Raw genomic sequence first — 19,280 nt, 5'->3', positions numbered from 1 at the left:
GCGCGCTGTAACATGACCAGATTAAAGGCAAAGGGATAAGTGAAAAAACAGTTTTTATTAGCGTTAATTTAGCTAAGGCGAACTAGACGCTTTTACTATAAGCCCTAATGAAAAGTTATTTATTGTCACTGAGAAAGGGTAATAGATTGAGGTTAATGAAGGAAAACAACCTTACTGAAAAATAGAGAATATACCGGAGGTGAATATGTCCATATCGCCACATTACACAACGGCGCAGACGTTTATAAACAATCCCAACGCGAATGCGAATAACCCCGGCACGCAAAATGCTGACGTCTTTGAGCGTGACTTGACACCGGAGGCCAGTTGGCAACTGTTCAACAGCGGGTCAGCCGTCTTGGTGGATATCCGCAGTCCGGAAGAGCGAAAGACATTTGGCTATGTTGAACAATCCTCTTTGGTTCCCTGGCTGACCGGTTCGAACAAAATCCGCAATCCGCGTTTTTTCCTTGAATTAAGCAAGGTTGTCGACAAGCAGCACCCGCTGCTCCTGCTGTGCCAAACCGGAAAACGTTCTGCGGACGCGGTGTTAGCCGCCCAGAAAGCCGGTTATACGCAGGTTTACGGTGTGCTGGGTGGCTTCGAAGCTGCGCGGCATCTGCCCTGGTTTAAAACGTATTAACGGCGCTTGTCCTTGGTGGGTCATGGGGTGTTATCAGATAAACAGAGGGAATTATGACTCGCTTTTTACCGTTAAAAGAAAATACCAACTGGCAACTGGCCGATATCGTCAACGAGTTGCGTTCAGCGAGATTGCACTGGCGTGAACACAGCGGTCAGGCCTCAGTTTCCGGGCAAAAGGAGCTGCCATCGAAGAGCGCAGTCAACGAGATTGCCGAATCGCTGCGGGCGATATTATTTCCCATGCGCCTGGGCCCGGACGATCTGCGCCATGAAAGTGAAGATTACTTCGTCGGCCATGCATTGGATGCCGTGCTGAATGCTCTATTGATTCAGGTGCGGCTGGCGCTTGGTTTTAGCTGTTCCGAGGACGAAGACGGCGAGCAGGGGGATGCACTGAATACACAGGCGGTGACATTGGTGCGTCAATTCGCCGCCGTGCTGCCCGCCATTCGCCGCCGGTTGGACAGCGATATTCTGGCCGCCTATCACGGAGACCCTTCGGCACGGAGTGTGGATGAGGTTTTACTGTGTTTCCCTGGTGTTAACGCCATTATCCATCACCGTTTGGCACACTATTTCTATCGGGCAGGCGTTCCCCTGTTGGCACGCATCATCGCCGAAAAGGCTCACGGAGAAACCGGTATCGATATTCATCCCGGAGCGCAAATTGATGACGGCTTTTTTATCGATCACGGCACCGGCGTCGTGATTGGAGAAACTGCGATTATCGGTAAACGGGTGCGTATCTATCAGGCTGTCACGTTGGGAGCCAAGCGCTTTGTCACCGAAGAGTCCGGCATTCTGCAGAAAGGGCAGCCGCGTCATCCGATTATTGAAGATGATGTGGTGATCTACGCCGGCGCTACGTTGTTGGGCAGGATCACTATTGGGAAAGGGTCTTCCATTGGCGGTAATGTCTGGCTGACGCGCAGCGTCAAACCCGGCAGTAATATTCGCCAGGCAAATATTCAGAGCGACAGTCATGAATTCGGCTCTGGAATTTAATTTGGCGTATTTTATTAATCCTGATTATTTCGCAGTGAGGTCTGCGAAACAAAATCAATAATTCCAGCATCTATTTAACGCGCTATTTAACCGGCAATTAATCATTATTTATCACCAGCCTATTTTTTCAGGAGAAACAACCATGTCTCAACAAAATGATGCCCGGCTTGCATTAGGGGATAATGCCGCGCGGCAATTGGCTAACGCGACGAAGACCGTCCCGCAATTATCTATTCTCACGCCACGCTGGCTGGTGCATTTGCTGCAGTGGACACCGGTCGAAGCGGGGATATTTCGTCTTAACAAGGTCAAAAATCCATTAAATGTGCAGGTGGCCTGCTCGCAGCGCGACGAGGGGTTATTGCCGCAGACCTATGTGGATTACGAAGAGGCGCCACGTGAATATTTCCTCAATGCCGTAACCACCATTCTGGATGTACACACCCGGGTGTCGGATTTGTACAGCAGCCCGCACGATCAGATCCGCGAGCAGCTGCGTTTGACGATTGAAACCATTAAAGAACGCCAGGAAAACGAGCTGATCAATAACCCTGAATACGGTTTATTGGCCAGCGTTGATGACGCCCAACGTATCTCTACGCTGACCGGGGCGCCGACGCCGGACGATCTGGATGAATTGATCACCAAAGTATGGAAAGAGCCCGGCTTCTTCCTGGCTCATCCATTAGCCATCGCGGCCTTCGGGCGTGAGTGCACGCGCCGTGGCGTACCGCCGCCAACCGTCAGCCTGTTTGGCTCGCAGTTCCTGACCTGGCGCGGCTTGCCGCTGATCCCTTCGGATAAGCTGCCGATCGACGAAGAGGGTAAAACCAAAATTATTCTGCTGCGTACCGGGGAAAAGCGTCAGGGCGTCATTGGTCTGTATCAGCCGGGCGTCGCCGGTGAGCAGAGCCCGGGGTTGTCGGTGCGGTTTATGGGCATTAACCGCAATGCGATCGCTTCCTACCTGATCTCGCTTTACTGCTCATTGGCGGTTCTGACTGAAGATGCCGTTGCCGTTTTAGACGATGTTGATGTGAGCAAATATCATGACTATCCAGACAGCTACAAATAACGCACTGCCTCACCAAGCCGCGCCGCCGGCCGGTTTGCCTGACGTTAACGCGTTGGCCACGCTGGCTAATCAGATCTTCAGCACGCTGCCTGGAAAGGAACTGGGCGCCGGGCTGCAACAAGCCGCAGGCAGCGAAAGCGCAACAAGGGTATTACCGCAGACCGCTGCGCCCGTTCTGGAGGCTGCGCTTGCTACTGACGCTCTGGAGGCACAGGCGCCGTCCGGCCGTCAGCTGGGGCAACAGCGTCAGGCTTTTTTGGCACCGCCAACGCTGCCTCAGCCGCGGGTTCCTGAAGCAACGCCCGGGTTCTATTTTCTCAGCGATAACCCGACTCAACAGCGGCAGGACTCTGCGGATAGCGGGCTGGCGGGGCTGGCAAGTCAGGCGCTGACCGGCCAGCAACACCTGAGCGATCAACCCTTTGCCGGGGCGATAAAGGGCGAACTGGAAGCGGTTATTGGCGCATTGTTTCCCCCAAACTCAGCGCCGGTCAGCGGCGTCGCGCAAGATGCGGCCAGCGGGCAATATTATTTCCTCGAGCAGGGGCACCAATGGCGTGAAGGGGTACCGCAGCACGGGGCTCGCAGCCGCTTTGATGTGCATGCCGTACGCCGGGACTTTCCCATCCTGGCAGAACGGGTCAAGGGTAAACCCCTGGTGTGGCTGGACAATGCGGCGACCACCCATAAGCCGCAGGTGGTTATCGATCGGCTGGCGTATTTCTACGCCCATGAAAACTCAAACATTCACCGCGCGGCGCATGAGCTTGCCGCCAGAGCAACGGATGCCTATGAGGGGGCCAGAAACAGCGTGGCCCGTTTTCTGGGGGCCAAATCACCGGCGGAAATCGTCTTCACCCGTGGCGCAACCGAGGCCATTAACCTGATTGCCAATACCTTTGGTCGTAAATACATCGGCGAGGGAGATGAAATCGTGGTTTCGCAGTTGGAGCACCACGCCAACATTGTGCCCTGGCAGCAGCTTGCGGCCAGCGTGGGAGCCAAGATTCGGGTGATCCCGGTTGATGACAGCGGGCAAATCCTGCTGGACGAGTACCGCAAGTTATTGTCACCGCGCACCCGGTTGGTTTCGATCACTCAGGTCTCCAATGCCTTGGGCACGGTTACGCCAGTGGAGCAGGTGATTGCACTGGCTCATCAGGCTGGCGCCCGGGTTTTGGTCGACGGTGCGCAGGCGGTCTCTCACCTGAAGGTCAACGTGCAGGCGCTGGACGCGGATTTTTACGTGTTCTCCGGCCATAAGGTGTTTGCTCCTACCGGTATTGGGGCGGTGTACGGCAAGGCTGAGCTGCTGGAAACCTTGCCGCCGTGGCAAGGGGGCGGCAACATGATTGCCGACGTCACTTTTGAGAAAACGCTGTACCAACCGGCACCGGCCAGATTTGAAGCCGGCACCGGTAACATTGCCGATGCGGTAGGATTGGGGGCGGCGGTGGACTATGTCGAACGTCTGGGGCTGGATAACATCAACCGCTACGAGCATGAGCTGCTGGAGTATGCCACCGAGCAGTTGATCCGCATTCCCGGCCTGCGACTGATTGGCACTGCGGCCAATAAGGCCAGCGTGCTGTCATTCGTTTTGAGTGGTTATCGCACCGAAGAGGTGGGGAATGCGCTCAACCGTGAGGGCATTGCGGTGCGATCCGGTCATCATTGCGCTCAACCGATCTTGCGACGCTTCGGCGTAGAAACTACGGTGCGGCCGTCATTGGCATTTTACAACACCCACGAGGAAGTGGATCTGTTGGCCGCCACCTTGCATAAGCTGGCCAAAGGGCGCTAGCCCCGGCGCGATAAGGCACAACCGGCACGGAGCAATCGGTGCCGGTTTTTTTATGCCATCAGCAGGCCAGTACCCCAAAAAATAAAAAGCCGCACAGAGGTGCGGCCAAGCGTTCACGACGAACAAAACAAGGACAAAAAATTCCGGTAGACAGGCCCTGAAACAAACCTCAGAGACAGGCAAGAATCATAATCTAAATCTCCCCGGCGGTTAAATGCCGAATATGACTTTGCTAGTCGAATTAATAGATAAATAATCAGTCACTTACTTATCTTCTGACCAGCGTGCGCTGCCGACATCCACCTTGACCGGGAGGAGACCGATGGCGGTAAACTTATCCGCCAGTTGCTGCTGTTGCGCGAACACCTCCGGGGTCATGCGCTGGCTGCCAAACGGCATGCGGGCGAGGGCTTTGGCCCAGATAGCCTGATCCAATCCGGTACTCTGTGACAAGATTTTCGCCGCTTCATCCTGATGCGCGTTGGCCCAGGTGCTCAGTTCTCCCAACTGGTCGAGCACCAGCTTGGCGCTGTCAGGGTAGGTTTCGGCAAAGTGACGGCTGGCAAGGTAGAAGGTGTAATGCGGTACCAGGCCTTCGGCGTCTTTAAGCAGGCGAGCGTTGGCATGACTTTGCACTTCGGCGTAATAAGGATCCCAAATCACCCAGGCGTCGACGCTGCCACGCTGGAAGGCGGCGCGAGCGTCGCTGGGCGGCAGATACACCGGGGTAACGTCCTTATAGCTTAATCCGGCCTGTTCCAGCGCGCTGACCAGCAGGTAGTTGACGTCGGAACCTTTGTTCAGCGCCACCCGTTTGCCTTTGAGGTCGGCGACGGTTTTGATCGGCGAATCCTGGGGCACCACAATGGCTTCGGTTTTCGGGCTGGCCGGCGAATGCCCCAGATAAATCAGATCCGCCTTGGCCGCCTGAGCGAAGGCCGGCGGTGCATCGCCAGTCGCCGCCAGGTCAATGCTGCCCACGTTCAGTCCCTCCAGCATCTGCGGCCCAGCGGGGAATTCAATCCAACGCAGCTTGATGCCCTGAGGCGCCAGGGCCTTCTCCAGCGAGCCACGGTATTTTAACAGGGCAAAGATATTGGCTTTCTGATAGCCAATGGTGATTTGCTGTGGTGTTTCCTGTGCCGCCGCGTTCGACAGAGCACAAGTGCCCAACAGCAGCGACGCGGCGATCAAAGAGGCTTTCAATTTATTCATCATCAATATCCATTTAACAAAAGGGTTATTGCCGGTGGTTTAATCGGCGCGAAAGCCGATCGCCAAAAAATTGCAGCAGGGTGACCAGAGCCACCAGCACCACGATGACGGTGAGCATGACCTGGGTGTCGAAACGCTGGTAACCATAACGGTAAGCCAAATCACCCAGACCGCCGGCTCCGATAGCCCCGGCCATCGCCGAAGCGTTGATCATGGTGACCAGAGTAATGGTGAAACCGCTGACGATGCCGGGCATCGCTTCCGGCAGCAGCACGTGGCGGATGATGTGCCCACGACGACATCCCATGGCCTGTGCCGCCTCAATCAGGCCGTGATCCACCTCCCTTAGACTGACTTCGGCGATGCGCGCAAAGAACGGCATGGCGGCGACCGTCAGCGGTACTACCGCTGCCCAGACGCCGTAAGAGGTGCCGACCAGCATGCGGGTGAACGGGATCAAGGCGACCATCAGGATCAAGAAGGGGATCGAGCGAAACAGATTCACCAGCCAGCCGAGTACCCGTTGAACCCCGACTTGTTCATAGAGCCCACCGCGTTCGCTGACCACCAGCACAACCGCCAGCGGCAGCCCCAGCGCCAGTGCCAGCAGGGAAGAAACGCCCACCATCAGCAGCGTATCGAGAAATCCGGCCCACAGCCGGTCAAGCAGCAGTGACATAGCCCAGTACCTCCACGCTGTCGGCCAGCGTTTGTGGAATAGCGGATGCGAACGGTGACGGTGTCACGCTTAACAGCAAGTACCCTATGGCCCTTCCCTGAATATGCTCAATGGCGCTTTCGACCAGTGTCACATTGCCCTGAAAAGCCGCCAGCACCCGATTCAGTTCCAGCGAAGCCCCCAGACCGCGATAACGCAATCGGATTAACAACGGCGAATCCGGCGCCGATGGCGTAGCGGTAATTCGTCCGGCCAGTATCTCGGGCAGGCTGTCGTGCGCCGGGGTCAACAAGATACGCGTAGTTTCCTGCTGCGGATTGCCGTACACCTGCCAGACGGGGCCGTACTCGATAATTTCGCCGCGCTCCAGCACGGCGACCCGGTGGCAAATATCGTGGATCACCTCCATTTCGTGGGTGATCAGCACGATGGTGATGTTGAACTCTCGGTTGATGCGTTGCAGTAAGGCCAAAATGGCGCGGGTGGTTTCCGGATCGAGTGCCGAGGTGGCCTCGTCGCACAGCAACAGTTCAGGGTTGTGCACCAGTGCCCTGGCGATACCGACCCGCTGTTTCTGCCCGCCGGAAAGCTGTGCCGGGTAGGCGTCCGGGTAGTCGCGTAGCCCGACCAGCTCCAGCAGCGCGTCCACTCGGCTGCGCCGTTCTGCGGGGGGCACGCCCGCCACACGCAGGGGCAGCTCGATATTCTGCCGAACGGTTTTGGCCGACAACAGGTTGAAATGCTGAAAAATCATGCCGGTACGCCGTCGGAAGGCCACCAATTGATCTTCATTCAGACGATCAATATCGACGCCATCGACCTCGACGCTGCCGCCGCTGGGGCGTTCCAATCGGTTGATGGTGCGGATCAACGAGGATTTCCCCGCGCCGCTACGGCCGATGATGCCGAAAATTTCCCCTCGGCGAATGCTGAGGTTAATTTCCTTTAGCGCATCGGTCAGTTGGCCGGGATAACGCTTGCTGAGCCGGGTAAAGCGCAGATGAGTATCATCCAGGTGGCGAACCGGCTCATCGGCAACCAGGGCCTCCGGCGGAGTCAGGACCAGGCTGGACATAACTTATTGACTCCAGCCTGGCTGATACAGTTTGCCGTAGAAACTGTCCAGCTTCGCGCGTACCACCGGGGAATGCTGATACACGTCGACAAACTTGCGCAGACGCGGATCGTCCTGATGACCGTCGCGGATCACGAATTGGATCACGTACTCCGGGTTCTCCAGGCCGTCAAACAGCAGGGCGCTGTTGGGATCGACGGTGCCGGAAAGCCGCAGGTAGTGGGGATAGCCCTGCGCCAGATCCACTTCTTCCAGGGTGCGCGCCAATTGCACCGCTTCTACCTCGATAATCTTGATGTGTTTGGGGTTACTGACAATATCGGCCTGGGTCGCCTGGATACCCGCACCGGGTTTGAGCTTAATCAGCCCGGCCTTTTGTAACAGCAACAGACCGCGCCCGCCGTTAATCACGTCATTGGCAATCGCCACGCTGGCACCGTCCGGCAGTTCGGCAATGCTTTTATGTTTCTTGGAATACAACCCGACGTTATTGATGATCGCAGGGGCATAGGCCACCAGATGGAAATTGCCTTCTTTGTTGGCGTTATGCAGGAACGGCAGGTGCTGGAACAGGTTGACGTCGATATCGCCGTTTTCCAGGCTGACGTTAGGAGCGGTCCAGTCGCTGAATTCGATAATGTCCACCTTCAGCCCTTGTTTGCGAGCCTCTTCCGCCGCCACTTCCAACGGCGGCGCGAAGGCGGCGGTGGTGCCGACCTTCAGGGCGCCACTGTAGTCATTGGCCGCCGCCACCGAGCCTGAGAAGGCCAGCAGCGCCGGGAACAGTATTTTTAGTGCCAGATTGGCTATGGTCATGATGTTGTCCCTTTAAAAGAAAAGTAAGTGGTTCAAACCGTTAATGGAGCACCCAGACGCCAGCGGGCAGCCGGGTGACTTGGGGGTAATCGGTCTTGTTGTTGGAACAGTTTTTGCCGCAGGCTGCCGGCACGGTAGGCGGTCTTGTATCGCCCGCGCGATTGCAATTCCGGCACCACCAAATCAATAAAATCGCGGTAGCTGCCTGGATTAACGATTCGCGTCAGGTTAAAACCGTCGATATCGGCCTGGTCAATCCACTGCAGCAAGGCATCGGCCACCTGCTGGGGATCGCCCACCACCAGTGGGTAGCGGCCGCCCATAGCGTGCTGTTCCAGCAGTTGGCGCCGGGTCCAGCCGCGGTAGGTTTGGGTCACGGATTGAATGGCCTGGGTCGGCCCGGTCTGGATCGGATCGTCGAGCCCGAAACGCGAGAGGTCGATGCCGGTAGAACTGGAGAAATGCGCCAGGCCGGCTTCCGGACTGGCATAGCGCAGATATTCGCGATATTTGTCCTGAGCTTCCGCGGCTGTGGGGGCGACGATAACGCCGACCCCCATAAAGACTTTCAAATCCTGACGCTGACGTCCGGCGGCCACCGCGGCGTTGCGCAACTTGTCCACCTGGGCTTTCATCACCGCCGGCGTGGCGTGATTCACGAAGGTGCATTCCGCATGGCGAGCGGCGAATTGAATGCCACGTGACGAACTGCCCGCCTGGAACAGCAGTGGGGTACGCTGTGGTGAAGGCGACGACAGGTGATAACCTTCCACCTGATAGAATTCTCCCCGATGGATCACCTTATGGATCTTCTGCGCATCAGCGTAGATTCGCCGTTGTCGGTCAGCCAATACGGCCCCGTCTTCCCAACTGCCTTCCCACAGCTGATAGGCCACGTCGAGAAACTCATCGGCCTGGTCGTAGCGGCGATCGTGAGGTACCTGTTCGTTCAGCCCCATGGCGCGGGCGGCGCTGTCGAGATAACCGGTCACGATATTCCAACCGATACGTCCCTGGGTCAGATGATCCAGCGTCGACAGCCGTCGGGCAAAGGGATAGGGGGCTTCATAGCTGAGGTTGGCGGTGATGCCGAACCCCAGATGGCGAGTGACCGCCGCCATGGCCGACACCAGCAGCAGCGGGTCGTTGACCGGCAGCTGTATCGACTCGCGGGCGGTCAGGGCAATATTCTGCTGGTAAACATCATAAACGCCGAGAATATCGGCGATAAACAGTCCGTCGAACAGGCCTCGCTCCAGCAGCTGCGCCAATTCGGTCCAGTAGCCCAGTTGGTTGAATTCGGTGGAACGATCCTGTGGATGAGTCCACATGCCGTGATGAATATGGCCGACGCAGTTCATGTTGAAGGCGTTCAGCAGAACTTCTTTGGCAATAGCGCTCATTACAAGGTCCCCCGACGCGGTGGCAACACCCCGTTTAAAACGTAATTGCCGATTGCCGGGTATTTCCAGCGCACCGGATCGTGCAGGGTATGAGTGCGGGCATTGCGCCAGTGGCGGTCAAGGTTGTATTCCTGCACAGTGGCGCGGCTACCGGCCAACTCAAACAGCAGATTGCCGGCGGCCAGCGAGACTTCGGTGGTCCAGGCGCGCGCTCTGGCAACTTCAATCGAGGCTTCCGCCACCGACTGTGCATCGCTGTGGCGCTGTGCGGCGTCGACCGCTTCGCCCGCCACTTCCAGCAAGGCGTCGCCGGCCTGAATTCGAGCGGAGATTTTGCCTATGCGATCCAGCGTTAGCGGGTCATCGCTGGCCTGTTCGACCCCAGAGTCAATCCACGGACGGGAACGAGTACGGACAAACTGCAACATGTCTTGCCAGGCCGCTTTGGCAATGCCCTGATCGATGGCGGCGTGCATAATCTGCGCCAGCGGGCCCACCGGCGTGGGCCGTTCAAACGCAGTCTGGAAAGGCACGATATCCTCTTCATCGACCGGACAATGGTTTAACGCCACGCTGCCGCTGCCGGTGGTGCGTTGGCCAAAGCCCGACCAGTCGTCAGTAATGGTCAAACCCGGCGTATTGCGCGGTAAAAACACCAATTGCTCTTTACCGTCCTCACCCAGCGCGGCGGTTGGGATGCGCCCGGCATAGAGTGCGCCGGTGGCGTAAAATTTTTGGCCGTTCAGGTGCCATTGCCCCTGATGCCGGGATAGCGCGGTACTCCGCTGGTGAGCGGCTTTGCTGGTGAATTCCGCCAGCGCATTGCCAAAATGCACCCCGGCCAGCGCTTCCTGATACAAACGTTGCTGCTGACGCTTTGAACCGTTGACCCGCAGCACTTCCAGTGCGTAATAGTGATTTTGCGGCACCTGACCGATCGAGGCATCGGCCTGGCTGAGAATGACGATGACCTGCGCCAGAACGCGATTTGACAGCGCCGGGCCGCCAAATTCACGCGGGACGGTGATCCCGCCAAGCCCGGAGGCGAACAATTCGGCCAGTTCGGTAACCGGCAGCCGTCGTTGGCTGTCACGTTCGGCGGCACCGGGACTGAATTCTGTCGCCAGCCGATGGGCGGTCTCCAGCGCCTGTCCGGCATCGGTAATACTCTGCGCGGTACGTTGAGGGACTGTCTGGCTTGTCATGTTCGGTTCCTTTAAATCCACGAATGGCGCGCGGGAAAACGGCCGTTGAGGTAGTAATCGCCGATGGCGTGGTATTTCCAGCGTACCGGGTCGTGCAGGGTGTGAGTGCGGGCGTTGCGCCAGTGACGGTCGAGGCCATGTTCTGCCAATGTGGCGCGGCTGCCGCTCCACTCGAGCAGTTTTTCGCTGGCCAACAGCGCGACCTCGGTGGTCAGTACCTTGGCCTCGGCCACCGCAATCGACGCGGCCGCGGCGCTTTCGGCCGTGATCGGGTGGCGATCGACTTCATCGAGAGTGAGTGCCGCCTTTCTCAACAGGGCATTTGCCGCGCACAGCTCGACGCTAACTCGACCGACGTCGGCCAGAATGTAGGGATCGTCGGCGTTACGTTCGACGCCTGCATCGACCCAAGGGCGAGAGCGCTCGCGAATAAACTGCGTGGCCTCATCCAGAGAGCCTTGGGCAATACCGGCATCGATAGCCGCCTGGATCAGTTGAGAAACCGCGCCTTGAATGGTGGGTTTTTCTGCCAGCGGCAGCAGCGGGATGACGTTGATCGGGTCAACCGCCACGTTACGCAACCGCATGGTGCCGCTGGCCGTGGTGCGTTGGCCCATACCTGACCAATCGTCGACAATCTCCAGGCCGACCGTGGGCCCTGGCAGCAGGGTCAGTACCGGCTGCAGCCGATCGTCGAGGGCTTTGACGGCGACGATTTGTGCGAACAGCGCGCCGGTAGAGTAAAACTTGTCCCCATTGAGACGCAGGCCATCAGGCGTTTGCTGCAGGCGGGTATGCATGTCCAGCGTGTGTTTGCTGTTTTTTTCCGGGCCACCGTTACCGATGCGCCGGCCGGCCAGCACTTCGCTGAAAATACGCCGTTGCTGAGCTTCGCTGGCCGCATCGCGCAGCAGTTGGATCAGACCAAAGTGGTTTTGCGGGATCTGGCCCAGCGCCGGATCGACGGCGGAAATCAGGCGAAAGACCTCTGCCACCGTGGCGAAGGATAGCCCTGGCCCGCCGTATTGACGCGGAATCGAAATGCCGCCCAGGCCGGACTGGCTGAACAGCGCCAGCTCTTGCAGCGGATACTGCCGATGGCGGTCACGCAGCATGGCACGGGGAGCTGCGGCGTTGGCCACCTGACGCGCCGCATCCAGCGCCTGACGATCGTCAGTGAGGTAACGAGCCGGCTCATCGGCTGGGGGGGCGGTGGGTGCATCCGGTGCAGGCGAAACAGAAACAACCATAACGATGTCCTCAATACGGTAGGCAGCAGTAAAGAGCGCGCCGCTCTGTGCGTAGCGCAATAAAATATAATTAAAATTCAAGTCGGTTCTGCGGCGGGAACGTAATGATAATAATAATTTGCGCGCGAGGGTGTAAAGCGGCGGCTTATTATAAATAGTCCCTTGCTTAGCGATTAATTAGCTAAAGGGAATGCCACAGCCCAAGCGGCGTGGCAGAGAGGAAGGCCGCGCGCCACGGCGCTGTCGGCCTAGAGGGAATATAATAAACTCGGACCTCATATTAGCCTGTGGAAATAAAAAAGATTACCGAAGAAAATAAAGCTTCAAGATATACCTCCTGCTTAATAACGCTTAATTCACCGAAATAAAATATATCAATGCTTCTGACGGCGGTTTCACGCAGGAAGAAAGTGCGCTCGTTTTTTGTTCAACGTCAGCGACCTGAGCTGCCGTTATTGTGACCAGTCATCGGCAATCGATAATAAATACCCACTTTTCGTTAAAGCAATTGCCGCTACATACCCTTAACATTAGAAAGTCTTTCAATGATTATAATTAGCATGCTGTGAGTTATTCATCACAGTGATATTACGGAGAGATCCGTTTGGTTAAGGATATGCATTCACCATGGAAATAAAAATAAACGGCCGGATGGTCGCACTGGGCGCCGTTTCACCCGAAACGCCGCTACTCTACGTGTTACGCAACGATCTGGGCCTTAACGGCCCTAAATACGGCTGTGGCCTCGGGGAGTGCGGTGCTTGCACGGTACTGATCGACGGCGTAGCCGCCCGTTCCTGTTCCCTCCCGCTGAGCGGTGCCCTCAACAAATCCATTACCACGCTGGAAGGCCTTGGCGAGGCGGGGCAACTGCATCCGGTTCAACAAGGTTTTATTGATGAGCAGGCCGCGCAGTGCGGTTATTGCACCAACGGCATGATCATGACGCTGGTTGCTCTGTTTGAACGCAACCCTCGGGCAGATGAACAAGAAATCAAAAATGAGCTGGCTTATAACCTGTGCCGTTGCGGCACCCATATTGAAATCTTGCGTGCAGCCGCCAAAGCCCGCCAGCTGTTGGCGGAAAGGGGGCCGGCATGAGCCGCCTGGAAATCACGCGCCGCCGCCTGTTGCAGGCCGGTGGCCTGGTGATGGTCAGCAGCCTGCTGCCCGTTTCACTTAATGCTTTCGCCGCTGAGCCAGCGGCGGTCGGCGATCTGCCGCTCGATCGCGTGGACAGTTTTATCGGCCTGACCGCCGATGGCCGCGTAACCGCATTTAACGGCCATGTGGATCTCGGCACCGGCATTCGCACCGCATTGGCACAGATTGTTGCCGATGAAATCGGCGTACCTTTTGAGCACGTTACGGTGATTTTGGGTGACACCCAGCGCACCCCGGATCAGGGGCCTACCATCGCCAGCGCCACTATCCAGGTGACTTCGATACCGCTGCGCCAGGCTGCCGCGCAGGTGCGGCAATTGCTGCTGGCGCTGGCCGCAAAGGCCTTTGCGTTACCGGTGGAACGCCTGCAGGCTGAAAATGGCCGGGTATTTGCGATAGATAAACCCAACGTCAGCCTGAGCTATGGTGAACTGGCCCGCGGGCAGAATTTACAGGTGGCACTGGATAAAACCATCAGGCTGAAGAGTGTGGCGGAAAGTCGTTACGTGGGCAAGGCGGTGCCGCGCGTGGATATCCCGGCCAAGGTGACCGGCCAACTGACCTATGTGCATGATCTCCGCCTGCCGGGCATGCTGCATGGCAGAGTGGTGCGTCCGCCGTATATCGGCGCCGACAGCAGCGCCCCCTTGGGCAGTGGCCTGCTGTCGGTAGACTCTGACTCCATCGCCCATCTGCCCGGCATCGTAAAACTGGTGGTGATTAACGACTTCATCGGCATCGTCGCCGAACGTGAAGAGCAGGCGATTGCCGCGATGCGACAACTGAAGACCGTCTGGCGCCCCTGGTCCGGTTTACCCGATCTTTCGCTCACAGGATTGCATCAGGCCCTGGTGGAAAACCCCAAGACCGATCGCGTGCTGCGTGATGATGCCGGGGTAGATGCCGCTTTGGCCTCGTTGCATACCGAAGTCAATGCTGATTACGTCTGGCCTTATCATCAACACGCGTCAATCGGTCCGTCCTGTGCGGTGGCCGACGTCGGTCTCGATCACGCCGAAGTCTGGTCAGGCACGCAGAATCCTCACGATTTGCGTAAGGACATCGCTCATTTGCTCGACTGGCGGCCAGAGCAGGTTCATATCAATCGTATGGAAGCCTCCGGCTGCTATGGTCGCAACTGCGCCGATGACGTCTCTGCTGACGCTGTGCTGTTATCGCAGGCCACCGGCAAGCCGGTCAGGGTACAGTTGATGCGTGAACAAGAGGCTGGCTGGGAACCCAAGGGCACCGGGCAACTGATACGAGTCCGCGGCGGGTTGGACCAACACAATCAGGTGGCGGCTTATGAACTGAAAACCAGCTACCCGTCCAATAACGCAGTGACGCTGTCACTGGTGCTGACCGGTAAAGTGCCCAACCGGGCAGACGTCCAGCAGATGGGCGACAGAACCGCCATTCCACAATATGAATATCCCAACATGCGGGTGGTGTGCCAGGACGCAGCGCCGATTGTGCGGGCTTCGTGGATGCGTGGGGTCTCGGCGTTACCCAATGTGTTCGCCCACGAATCGTGGATTGATGAACTGGCGTGGCGAGCCGGGCAGGATCCGATCGCATTCCGCCTGCAATATCTGAAAGACCCGCGTGCTGTGGCGCTGATTCAAGCGTTGAAAAAGCAGGCCAATTGGCAGGATGGCCCGGCTCACCGCAGCCCGGTATCCGGCGATCCTGAATGGGTGACAGGGCGCGGCTTTGCCTATGCGCGTTATTTCCACAGTAAATTCCCCGGATTTGGTGCCGCCTGGGCGGCCTGGGTGTGCGATCTCAGCGTTAATCGCCACAGCGGTCAGATCAAGCTGGATAAAATCTTCGTTGCCCACGACTGCGGCCGCATCATCAACCCGGCCGGGGTTCGTCACCAGGTGCACGGCAATATCGTTCAGTCCGCCAGCCGGGTGCTGAAAGAGTTCGTCACCTTTGACGCCGCGGCCGTGACGTCACTGGATTGGGGCGGTTATCCGATCCTGCGGTTTGATGAGTTGCCGCAGGTTGATATTCAACTGCTGGACTATCCGGATGAACCCTCGATGGGGGCGGGAGAATCTGCCTCTGTGCCGAGCGCGGCGGCGATCGCCAATGCGTTGTTCGATGCGCTGGGCGTGCGTATGCGGGAAGTGCCTTTCACCCCGGAGCGGGTGGTGAAGGCGTTAAAACAGCAGGCTTCCGGCAACGCAAAAGGGGATAAATCACTATGATCAGCATAAAAAAAGTTGCCGGATGGGGCAGTCTGACGGTGGTTGCCGCCGTGGTCATTGGGGCGATAGCCAGTTGGCAACCGGAAATCGCGCCGCTGGAGGAAAATGATCATCACGTTTTCAGTCAGCAACAGATAGCCAAAGGGAAAGTGCTGTCCGATCTCGGCGACTGCGCGGTGTGCCATACCCGGCCCGGCGGCGAGCGCAATACCGGCGGCTTGGCGATGGAAATTCCGTTCGGCACCATTTACAGCACCAACATTACGCCGGATAACGAAACCGGTATTGGCCAATGGTCGTATGCCGCTTTTGAGCGAGCGATGCGCCATGGGGTTGACCGTGAAGGGCACTATCTCTACCCGGCCTTTCCCTACACGGCGTTTACCCGCACCAGCGATGAAGATCTGCAGGCATTGTACGCCTACCTGATGTCGCAACCGGCCGTGAAATATCAGCCGCCGGCCACCGAGTTGAGTTTTCCGTTTAACATTCGCCAGGGCATCGTCACCTGGAACTGGCTGTTCCTGACGCCTGGTGCGATGAAAGCCGACCCGACGCAAAGCGCCGAATGGAATCGCGGGGCCTATCTGACCGAAGGCCTTGGCCACTGCAGCGCCTGTCACTCGCCGCGCAACCTGATGTTTGGCGAGAAAGGCGGCGCCGAGCACCTGACCGGCGGCGTGGCGGAAGACTGGACGGCCCCGTCGCTAACCGGCAGCTCCTTGGCTCCGCTGGAGTGGAAACGCGAGGATTTGCTCAGCTTTATGCGCACGGGCTATTCGGCGGATCACGGCGTGGCAGCCGGGCCGATGGCGCCGGTGATTGAAGAGGGGCTTTCGCGCTTGCCAGAGCAAGACTTGCAGGCCATAGCCACCTATCTGCGTACGTTTCATCCGACCGAGCCCAAGGTGACGGAGGCCAAACGCTTGAATCAATGGGCCGAGTCACGCACCGAGCCGTTAACCACGGAGGGCGCACGTATTTTCTCCGGTGCCTGTATGGCATGCCATGCTCAGGAAAAGGGCGCTCAGATGGTCGGCGTTCGACCTTCGCTGGCGTTGAACACCAACCTGTATGCCGATAAGCCGGACAATGCCATTCGGGTGGTGCTGGACGGTATTCAGCGGCCGGCCAATAACAGCCTGGGCTATATGCCGGCATTTCGCCATAATCTGAACGACCGCCAGATTGCCGAATTGCTTAACTATCTGCGACAAAGTTATGCGGGGAAAGCGCCGTGGCCCGAGCTGCAAGCGCAGGTCAGCCGCTTGCGCGCTCAAACGGCGGAGAAATAGCCTAATTAGCATGGAGCCAGGGGCCGCAAAGGTCTCCTGGTTTGTTAAAGGGCAGGTGAGCTGGATGCTGCGTCCGATAGGGCATATAAGTTCGAAGCCTGTCGGGCAGGTTTATCAGCAGGTTGAGGGGCCAAGGCCCCTTTATCGTCGGTAACGCACAGCTCATTCCAGTAACTGAAACGGATGCTCTGTTTCAGTCGGTCATTCCACACGTAGCGTGCCATCGTTAACTCCTCCCGTGTCTGGTTAAATAAATAACAGCTCTTGCCGGCCAGGGCGAATACGTTAATTCGCTGAGCTTTTGATATTTTTGGGATAGGCGTTTCGCTTATTATTCGGCAACATTCGGGGTTTAGAAGGCGTCTCACGGTGGAAAAAGTCAATTTAGACCAGCTCAACACTTTTGCTCTGGTGGTCAGGCAAGGGAGTTTTTCTGCGGCGGGAGATTTGCTGGGGCTGACCCAGCCTGCCGTTAGCCTGCAGATACGCCAGTTGGAACAGCGTCTGCAGGTGCGGCTGTTAGAGCGGGTTGCCAAACGCGTGCGGCCCACGTCCGCCGGTGAAGTGTTACTTGAACATATCACACGTATCAATACGGCAGTGGACAATGCACTGGGTGCGATGGCCGATCATGCACAGGAGATTGCCGGCGTCATCACCATCGGAACCGGGGCTACCGCCTGCATTCATCTGCTGCCTTCGCTACTGCGTGAACTGAAACAGAATTATCCACGCTTAAACATCGGCGTACGTACCGGCAACACCGATAACATGGTGAAAGCGGTGGAGGAAAACCGGCTCGATATTGCTTTGGTGACCTTGCCGGCCAGCGGACGCAATGTGCAGTTAACCCCATTGTTGCAAGATGAATTCGTGGCTATTTTCCCTGCGGATGGCTCGAACGTGCCCGTCGAATTCACGCCGCAGGGGCTGGGCGCGCTGCCGTGGGTCGCCTTCGAGGCCGGCAGCAGCACCCGCAGGCTGATTGACAGCTGGTTTCTGAGTGCCGGGGTGAAACCGATGCCGGTGATGGAGCTGGGCAGCATTGAGGCGATCAAAGAGATGGTTGCCGCCGGGCTGGGGTACAGCATTATTCCCCGCATGGCGCTAACCGACTTACGAGGGAGATCCCTGACGCCGGTGCTTGAGCGTACGTTGGCTATCGCGTTACGTCAGGACAAACCACTCAACCGGGCTCTGCAAAAGGTGATTGCCGGATTGAACGGGTTGAAACAACTGCCTTGAGTCACACAGGGTGCAGTAAGGTTTGCCGGGTCAGTTTTTGACGTCGTAGGCAATAGGCGCAATCAGCTCGACGACGCCGTTACGCAGCAATTCTGCCGGCGGCGGTGGCAGAGGTTGTGCCCGGGCGATCAGCCGCATAGCTTCCCGATCCAGTATTCGCTCACCGGAGCTGGACAACAGTTCCGCCGCAATGACATTTCCCGCGGACGTGACCTTAAAGCGAACGTGGCTCACGCCTTGCAGACGATAGCGCAAGGCTTCCCGGGGGTAGCGTTTATAGCGCGCAAGGTGTGCCAGAACGTCGCTGTTCCAGTTGACCTGCCCGCTGACAGCGGCGGCCGAAGGGCTGGTGAAAGACGCGGAGTTTTTCTGTGACTGTCCCGGTAAAGGGGCGCTGGTCGTGGGGGCGCTGTTGCGGGCCACCACCGGCAAGGGAAGGTCGTTCAGCTCAGGCGTTGGTTTGGCTTTCTTGACCTGCAATTCGGTACGAATAGCCTGCGTTCCCTGTGCCGCGCGCGTCAACTTGGGCAAGTCTTCGGATTTTTTTTCGGGTTGTTTAACCCTTTCCGGAGCCGCCATGTTTTGCTCCGGCCCGGGGGGAACATCGGCGGCAGGGGTCGCCATCTGCTGATACATCGCCAGATCCATAATCACGGCCGGCGGCAACATGCCTTGTGGCGTGACGTGATGCACCCAGCCAATCAACATCAGGGCCGCCAACAGATGTACGGCGATGCCAAGCAGCAGGCTGAACGTCCAACGGGGGGCAGGGATTAGCGGCGATTTGAATTTCACCAAAGAGACGGCCGAGCCACCGGTGGCCACCTGTCGAAATGATTTCATTACCCACTCCATGCCTTTCCATGTCCCATTCAATATATCGATCAGCGTAGCGAAAGGGGGATAACGCCCCCCTGGATCCGCGAATATATCGAATTTAATGCTGCGGATTATACTCAATGATAATCACTTTGATAGTAGTAGTGATTATTATTTGCATTTGATCTGTGCTTTGCTTATAACCCTCAGCCTTATAAGAGTGAACGCCATTGTATTCACCTTCAGAGTCGCCCCTGTTTTGCAAAATATTGCTGCCTGCAGCGTGAGTAACCGACTCAATGTTTCCGAATTCTGCGGCAGCCTGGCCTGCCAATTCGTTCGGGACAGTGCGATCTTTACGGATATCGT

Annotated in this window: 16 protein-coding genes; 8 read left to right on the top strand and 8 right to left on the bottom strand. The window is 57.5% G+C overall.

Annotated elements, in window-relative coordinates:
• The first annotated feature begins 205 nt into the window (after positions 1-205).
• The 4 genes from LQ945_RS01510 (at position 206) to LQ945_RS01495 (ending at position 4,529) form a co-directional block, all read left to right on the top strand.
• Positions 206-643 (top strand): rhodanese-like domain-containing protein, encoded by a 438-nt coding sequence (locus LQ945_RS01510; protein ID WP_269935535.1) that lies wholly within the window; start codon positions 206-208, stop codon positions 641-643.
• Between the two features lie 53 nt (positions 644-696).
• Entirely contained in the window at positions 697-1,650 is a 954-nt protein-coding gene (epsC, locus tag LQ945_RS01505) for a serine O-acetyltransferase EpsC (protein ID WP_270102134.1), read from the top strand.
• Positions 1,651-1,792: 142 nt separating this feature from the next.
• Positions 1,793-2,725, top strand: a complete 933-nt coding sequence (locus LQ945_RS01500) for a family 2A encapsulin nanocompartment shell protein (RefSeq protein WP_044551286.1) — start codon at positions 1,793-1,795, stop codon at positions 2,723-2,725.
• Positions 2,700-4,529, top strand: coding sequence for a family 2A encapsulin nanocompartment cargo protein cysteine desulfurase (locus LQ945_RS01495; protein WP_270102133.1), 1,830 nt, complete (start codon positions 2,700-2,702; stop codon positions 4,527-4,529). Before LQ945_RS01500 ends, LQ945_RS01495 begins: the two co-directional genes overlap by 26 nt.
• Positions 4,530-4,793: 264 nt before the next feature.
• On the opposite strand, the gene LQ945_RS01490 is transcribed toward LQ945_RS01495, so the two are convergent.
• The 7 genes from LQ945_RS01490 to LQ945_RS01460 are packed head-to-tail and all read right to left on the bottom strand — an operon-like array spanning position 4,794 to position 12,172.
• The gene (locus LQ945_RS01490; protein ID WP_270103034.1) at positions 4,794-5,744 is read right to left on the bottom strand and encodes a sulfonate ABC transporter substrate-binding protein; all 951 of its coding nucleotides are present in this window, start codon (positions 5,742-5,744) and stop codon (positions 4,794-4,796) included.
• Positions 5,745-5,769: 25 nt separating this feature from the next.
• Positions 5,770-6,423 carry a methionine ABC transporter permease gene (locus LQ945_RS01485; RefSeq protein WP_044551278.1) on the bottom strand — a complete coding sequence of 218 codons (654 nt, stop codon included), beginning with the start codon at positions 6,421-6,423 and terminating at the stop codon, positions 5,770-5,772.
• On the bottom strand, positions 6,407-7,498 hold the full coding sequence (locus LQ945_RS01480) for a methionine ABC transporter ATP-binding protein (protein WP_081835852.1): 1,092 nt from the start codon (positions 7,496-7,498) through the stop codon (positions 6,407-6,409). The genes LQ945_RS01485 and LQ945_RS01480 overlap by 17 nt, the downstream gene beginning before the upstream one ends.
• A 3-nt stretch (positions 7,499-7,501) precedes the next feature.
• Positions 7,502-8,314 carry a MetQ/NlpA family ABC transporter substrate-binding protein gene (locus LQ945_RS01475; protein WP_270102132.1) on the bottom strand — a complete coding sequence of 271 codons (813 nt, stop codon included), beginning with the start codon at positions 8,312-8,314 and terminating at the stop codon, positions 7,502-7,504.
• Between the two features lie 32 nt (positions 8,315-8,346).
• Complete coding sequence (locus LQ945_RS01470) at positions 8,347-9,717, bottom strand: LLM class flavin-dependent oxidoreductase (RefSeq protein ID WP_270102131.1); 1,371 nt, start codon at positions 9,715-9,717, stop codon at positions 8,347-8,349.
• Positions 9,717-10,922 (bottom strand): SfnB family sulfur acquisition oxidoreductase, encoded by a 1,206-nt coding sequence (locus tag LQ945_RS01465; protein WP_182823656.1) that lies wholly within the window; start codon positions 10,920-10,922, stop codon positions 9,717-9,719. Before LQ945_RS01465 ends, LQ945_RS01470 begins: the two co-directional genes overlap by 1 nt.
• A gap of 11 nt (positions 10,923-10,933) precedes the next feature.
• Positions 10,934-12,172 (bottom strand): SfnB family sulfur acquisition oxidoreductase, encoded by a 1,239-nt coding sequence (locus tag LQ945_RS01460; protein ID WP_270102130.1) that lies wholly within the window; start codon positions 12,170-12,172, stop codon positions 10,934-10,936.
• Positions 12,173-12,799: 627 nt separating this feature from the next.
• On the opposite strand from LQ945_RS01460, the gene LQ945_RS01455 reads away from it, so the two are divergent.
• The 4 genes from LQ945_RS01455 (at position 12,800) to LQ945_RS01440 (ending at position 18,092) form a co-directional block, all read left to right on the top strand.
• On the top strand, positions 12,800-13,273 hold the full coding sequence (locus LQ945_RS01455; protein ID WP_269935542.1) for a (2Fe-2S)-binding protein: 474 nt from the start codon (positions 12,800-12,802) through the stop codon (positions 13,271-13,273).
• Positions 13,270-15,552 (top strand): xanthine dehydrogenase family protein molybdopterin-binding subunit, encoded by a 2,283-nt coding sequence (locus LQ945_RS01450; RefSeq protein ID WP_270102129.1) that lies wholly within the window; start codon positions 13,270-13,272, stop codon positions 15,550-15,552. Before LQ945_RS01455 ends, LQ945_RS01450 begins: the two co-directional genes overlap by 4 nt.
• Positions 15,549-16,847: a c-type cytochrome gene (locus LQ945_RS01445; protein WP_270102128.1), complete on the top strand. Its 1,299-nt coding sequence runs from the start codon at positions 15,549-15,551 to the stop codon at positions 16,845-16,847. The genes LQ945_RS01450 and LQ945_RS01445 overlap by 4 nt, the downstream gene beginning before the upstream one ends.
• 369 nt (positions 16,848-17,216) lie before the next feature.
• The gene (locus LQ945_RS01440) at positions 17,217-18,092 is read left to right on the top strand and encodes a LysR family transcriptional regulator (protein ID WP_270102127.1); all 876 of its coding nucleotides are present in this window, start codon (positions 17,217-17,219) and stop codon (positions 18,090-18,092) included.
• Between the two features lie 30 nt (positions 18,093-18,122).
• On the opposite strand, the gene LQ945_RS01435 is transcribed toward LQ945_RS01440, so the two are convergent.
• Positions 18,123-18,935, bottom strand: coding sequence for an energy transducer TonB (locus LQ945_RS01435; protein ID WP_270102126.1), 813 nt, complete (start codon positions 18,933-18,935; stop codon positions 18,123-18,125).
• Positions 18,936-19,280 lie beyond the last annotated feature (345 nt).

It is taken from the genome of Serratia liquefaciens (assembly GCF_027594825.1).
In the GTDB taxonomy this organism is placed as follows: domain Bacteria; phylum Pseudomonadota; class Gammaproteobacteria; order Enterobacterales; family Enterobacteriaceae; genus Serratia; species Serratia liquefaciens_A.
Note: the sequence above shows the minus strand (reverse complement) of the source record. Positions and strands in the feature narration are given on the sequence as shown.